General features: G+C 70.1%; 7 protein-coding genes. All 7 read right to left on the reverse strand.

The window, feature by feature from the left end; genetic code table 11:
- On the reverse strand, positions 1-302 hold a 302-nt coding region (locus F615_RS0117125; RefSeq protein ID WP_019562366.1), incomplete at its 3' end, for a DUF6362 family protein.
- Entirely contained in the window at positions 295-504 is a 210-nt protein-coding gene (locus F615_RS0117130; RefSeq protein WP_019562367.1) for a hypothetical protein, read from the reverse strand. The genes F615_RS0117130 and F615_RS0117125, both read right to left, overlap by 8 nt.
- A gap of 1 nt (position 505) precedes the next feature.
- Positions 506-982 carry a crossover junction endodeoxyribonuclease RuvC gene (locus tag F615_RS0117135; RefSeq protein ID WP_019562368.1) on the reverse strand — a complete coding sequence of 159 codons (477 nt, stop codon included), beginning with the start codon at positions 980-982 and terminating at the stop codon, positions 506-508.
- Between the two features lie 136 nt (positions 983-1118).
- Positions 1119-3389, reverse strand: a complete 2271-nt coding sequence (locus F615_RS0117140) for a phage/plasmid primase, P4 family (protein ID WP_019562369.1) — start codon at positions 3387-3389, stop codon at positions 1119-1121.
- A complete protein-coding gene (locus tag F615_RS0117145) occupies positions 3386-3640 on the reverse strand; it encodes a hypothetical protein (RefSeq protein ID WP_033371809.1) in 255 nt (84 codons plus the stop codon). The genes F615_RS0117140 and F615_RS0117145 overlap by 4 nt, the downstream gene beginning before the upstream one ends.
- Positions 3637-4383 (reverse strand): hypothetical protein, encoded by a 747-nt coding sequence (locus F615_RS0117150; protein ID WP_019562371.1) that lies wholly within the window; start codon positions 4381-4383, stop codon positions 3637-3639. The genes F615_RS0117145 and F615_RS0117150 overlap by 4 nt, the downstream gene beginning before the upstream one ends.
- Positions 4380-4886, reverse strand: a 507-nt coding sequence (locus tag F615_RS20610) for a DUF6511 domain-containing protein (RefSeq protein WP_019562372.1), incomplete at its 5' end; no start/stop codon positions are given. The genes F615_RS0117150 and F615_RS20610, both read right to left, overlap by 4 nt.

Genomic DNA, 4886 nt, shown 5'->3' on the forward strand with positions numbered 1-4886 from the left:
CAGCCGAAGCGGGCGCAGATGTCGCGCCAGCGGTGGCGCTCGGCGCGCATCCACACGAGATGCCGTTCCTCTTCCTCCAGCCACAAGACCCAGCGCATGGTCTCGAGCATGCGCTCGATGGCCTCGGGGCTGGGTGGGAAGCGCCGGATCGTCGGCTCAGCCCCCAGCGTCTCCCAGGGCATGCGCCGGATCGCGGGCCAGGTGTTGAAGTAGCCCTGCACCCGCACGGGCGGCAGGCGGTGGGCGGTGATGGCCGCCTCCCGGAAGCGTTCGGCCACACGCTCGACGGTCCACTCAGCCATGGCGCGCCTCCCGTGCACCGTAGAGCCGCTCGCCGATTCGGCGGATCAGCTCGCGTTCCATCCAGTCGAGCCGGTCGTCCTCGAGGGAGACGACGAGCAGGCGTTGCTCGCGCCAGCCGCGGCGCTTGACGGCTTCCACGTCCATCGGCTCGGGCTGCAGGCGCCCCAGCGGGCAGCGGTAGCGAGGGGTCGGGATGTCCATCTCACGCCTCCTGCGCCGCGTCGTGGAGCGGGAGGGCCCAGTGCAACAGCGCCAAGGCGTCGGCCTCGTCGTCGTCCGCCGGGGCGTGACCCCGCGCACGCACGGCCACCATCATCTCGTCCTTGCTCGCATTGCCCTTGCCGGTGACGTGCTTCTTGATCGTGCCCACCGGCACGCCCTGGTAGGGAATGCCGTGGTGCTCGCACCAGGCCGTGAGCGTGGCGAGGAACCCGCCGTAGGCGTGGGCCGCATCGGTCGAGACGTGGCGGTGCACTTCCTCGAAGACCAGCGCGTCGATCCCGTCGGCGTGGGCCTTCAGTTCGGTGAGCCAGCGCTTGAAGCGCAGGAAACGCATGCCGCCGCCTTCGAAGCGCTGCGGCTTGAAGGATTGGCTGCCGCTGGTGATGCGGCCGGTGCGGTCGCGCAGCGCCCAACCGCTGGTGGTGCCCAGGTCGAGGGCCAGAATCGTTGCTGTCATCGTTGCAGTCCTTCGTTCGTGTTCTCATGCCGGTGACCGAAGGTGACCGCCGTGGGGAATATCCCTTCCGCCCGCGCGCGTACGCGCGTAAAGAGATTCAATCCTTGGACCAGTCACCTTCGGTCACCGTGGGTGGTCAGTCGTCGCGGTACGGGAGCCGTACGCCGTAGTCCTTGGGCTTGAGCGACAGGCCCGCCAGGGCCTTGACGCCGCCGTGGATGCGCGTGCGCTCGAAGCCGCGGTTGGCCAGTTGCTGGGCGAGCCAGCGGCTCGTGCCCACGTACTCGCCGCGCCGGCCGGCCCAGTCCTGCCAGCGCTGGAACACGTCGGCCACGGCCACGCGGGCCTGCGGGTGGCGCTGGGCCTCCTCGTCCAGGAAGTCGCGCACGGCGTCCTCCTCGTCGAAGTACTCGGCGGTGGCCGACACCACGCTGGCCGGGGGCTGGAGCCCCTCGCGCTGCCAGGCCAGACACCCCTCGACCGCCCACGCGAGGATCCCGTCGCGCTCGGCCAGGAGCTTGTCAGTCAGCATGGCGTCGCGCTTGTCGGGCGGGATGGTCACCGTGAACGGGATCAGGTGCAGCCGGCGCTTCATCGCCTCGTCCACGTTGCGGATCGCGGGCTTATGGTTGCCGGCGATCACCAGCTTGAACTGGGGCGTGTACTCGAAGAAGTCCTGGCGCATGAAGCGCGCCGAGACCTTGTCGCCGCCGGTGATGGCCTTGACCTTGGACTCGTTCCAGCGCCGGCCCTGCTCGGTCTCGATGGAGGAGACGAAGCGCGCCCCGCGCAGGCCCGCCAGATCGGTCGGATGGCGGTCGCCGCGCGCCTCCATGAAGGTGTCCATCGGCGCGCTGGTGGCGTAGTCGCCGAGGATCGTGGCCAAGGTGTTCACGAACACCGACTTGCCGTTGGCGCCGGTGCCGTAGAGGAAGAACAGCGCGTGCGCCGCCGTCGAACCGGTGAGGCAGTAGCCCACCATGCGCTGCAGGTAGGCCTGCAGGTCGGCATCGCCGCCGGTCACGTCGGTCAGGAAGGCCCGCCAGCGCGGGCAGTCGCCGCGGGGCGTGGCGGTGGCGAGCTTGGTCATCCGGTCGGCGCGGTCGTGGAGACGTAGCCGCCCGCTGCGCAGGTCGACCACGCCGCCCGGCGTGTTGAGCGCGAACAGATCCGCGTCCCACTCCTGCGAGGTGGAGGCGTGCCGCCGGTCGGTGCGCGCCAGCCGCTCCACGCCGCCGACCGTGCTGCTCGCGGCGAGCTTGGCCGCCAACCGGTGGGAGTCGGCCTTGAGGGCGGCCTCGCGGCAGATCGCGCGGATGAGGTGGTGCACCAACAGCGTCTCGTCCGCCTGCCAGCGCCGTCCGTCCCACACCAGCCACTTGCCCCAGGCGGCGCAGTAGCGCCAGTCTTCGCTGTAGCGGGCCGTGAAGGTCAGCGCCAGCGCGTCGTCGGTGGCCCAGACGGAAGGCTCCTGCGTGGGCAGCCCAAGTGCTGGCTTGATGCTCATCCGTGGGCCCGTGGCGATGAAGGCGGCGACGTCGAAGCCTTGGGCGACGGCGTCGGCCGCGTCCCACCCCTCGGGCTTGTCGTCGGGCGGCAGCAGCACGTCGCAGGAGGCGGCGCCGGCGGCGAGTGCGGCCTGCGCCGCGGCCATCGCATAGTCCCAGCCGGGTTTGTCGCGATCGGGCCAGAGGAGGACGGCCTTGCCCGCCAGCGGCGACCAATCGGTCTTGTCCACGGGCGCATTCGCCCCGTGCATCGCGGTGGTGGCGCACACGCCGGCGTCGATCAAGGCCTGGGCGCATTTCTCGCCCTCGACCAGCACGACCTGGGCGGCGTCCTGGATCCCCGGCTGGTTGTACAGCGGCCGCGGCTCGGGCGGTGCCATCTTGCGCCGTTTGGCGTCCCAGGGCCGGAACTCCTTCTTGCGCCCGGGCGGGTCGTAGCGGTAGACCACGGCGATGAGGCGCCCTTGTGCGTCGAGGTAGTCCCACTTGGCGGTGGCCGGGCCGAGATCGTCGACCGGGGTCTCCTTGGCCGCCTTGCGCGCCGGGGCCGTGGGGGCACGGCCGACGAGGTCCTCGGCCAGATCGAGGACGCGGGCGAAGTCGCCGTGCACGTCCACGCCGAAGTGAGCGCCGATCAGGTGGAACACATCGCCGCCGGAGCCTTCGGCACGGTCGGTCCAGAGTCCCGCCTTGTCCCCAATGAGCACGACCTCCAGGCTGTCGCCCGGGCTGCCGAGCACGTCGCCGATGAAGAACTTGCCGCGGCGCTTCTTTCCAGCGGGGAACAGCGTGAACAGCACCGACTCCAGCCTCGCGAGCAGCGCGGCGCGAATCTCCTCGCGGCGCGCGGTGGGGTCGGCGTCGGCGGGCGGGTCCGGGAGAGCGTTGAAATCGATCATGCACCGCCCTCCTCGCTGCCATCCGACGCGCTGCGGGCCATGGCTCTCGCGTGGTGCGAGGCCCAAACCTGCAGTTCCGACAGCCGGTAGCGCACCAGCCCACCCAGAAGGTAGTGCGGGATGCGGTGCTTGGCGCGCATCATTGGATCGGCGAACCAGTAGTACGGCAGACGCAGGCTGGCCGCGGCTTGCTTGGCGTCGATCATGGGCTCGCCAATCGCGCCCGTCGTCGATACGGATCGGGTCCTCATGCCGCGGCCCTCCAGCACCGGTCCTGCCACGGACACATCCGGCACTCGACATGGGTGGGATCGGAGAACGAGCGCGGCAGCAGTTCGCCCGCCTCGGTGGCCGTGATGACCTTCACGGCCCGGTCGGACATGCGCTGCGCCAACGCCGCATCGAACGGCACCAGCTCGGCGTGGATCTCCATGGTGTCGGCGTTCACCGCCGTGAACAGGGCCGGGTGCGCGTGCAGTTCGAGATAGGCCTGGTAGAGCGCCACCTGCGCGGCGTAGACGGGCTTGGCGACCGCGAGGCGATGTCTCTCCAACTCGCGCCACGATTTGGCGCCCAGGCACTTGTTCTCCCACAGCGCCGGATAGCCGCAACCGAACCCCAGATCCGGCCCCGCGACGAGCACGCCATCGACGTGGCCCTGCAGGCGCCCGTCCAGCGCCGAGAAGCCGAATTGCTCCCCCGCGTCGTTACGCGTGCGCAGATCGAAGCCCGCCGCGCGCAGCCATCCGACCATGCAGTCCTCGATCACGTGGCCGCGCTCGAACACGCGCAGCAGCCGACCGTCGGTCTCGCGACCCGGATCGACCGGAGCGTCGGCAAACTCGTACTGCAGCGCGCGCTCGCAGGCGACCCCGAGGCGCGAGGCGCCCAGGTACGTGCGGCGAGGCTGCGCCGCGCGAGACTGCTGCATCCCGGCATCGATCAGCGCCGTGAGCTGACCCGACAGGCTCTTGGAGGCGTTGAAGTCCATCATCGCCGCGCCTCCTTGGGTGCTGCCGTGCGTGCCGTCTGCGCTTGAGCCTTCGGCTCCTCCCACGGCAGATCGTCCTCGAGGTCGGCGAAGGGGTCGGACACCGGGTCTTTCAAGCCCCGCACCGGCGGATACTTGGTCGCCTCGTGGTGCTCGACCATCGCCTCCGTGTAGCAGGTGACGATGGCGTCGACCACCTGGAGCGCCTCGGCCTCGGAATACTCGCCCAGCGGCTTGGCAAAGCCGATCTCGCCCGCGACCTCGCCGAAGGCCTTGAGGCACTTCTTCATCGCGGCCAGTTCGACGTCAGACGGGTCGATCATGGCCACCTCCGTCTTGGGCGTGCGTCCTTCCTGCACCCGCAGCCACTGACCGTAGAGCGCGTGAAACGCCTCCTGGCAGCGCCGCGAGCAGAACACCCAGTCGATCGGATAGCGCCGGGCATCGCCCACCGGATGCCGGAGGTCCGAGTGGCCGTAGCCGCGCGCCTGTCGTTTGCAGACCCA

It is taken from the genome of Caldimonas manganoxidans ATCC BAA-369 (assembly GCF_000381125.1).
GTDB lineage: Bacteria > Pseudomonadota > Gammaproteobacteria > Burkholderiales > Burkholderiaceae_C > Caldimonas > Caldimonas manganoxidans.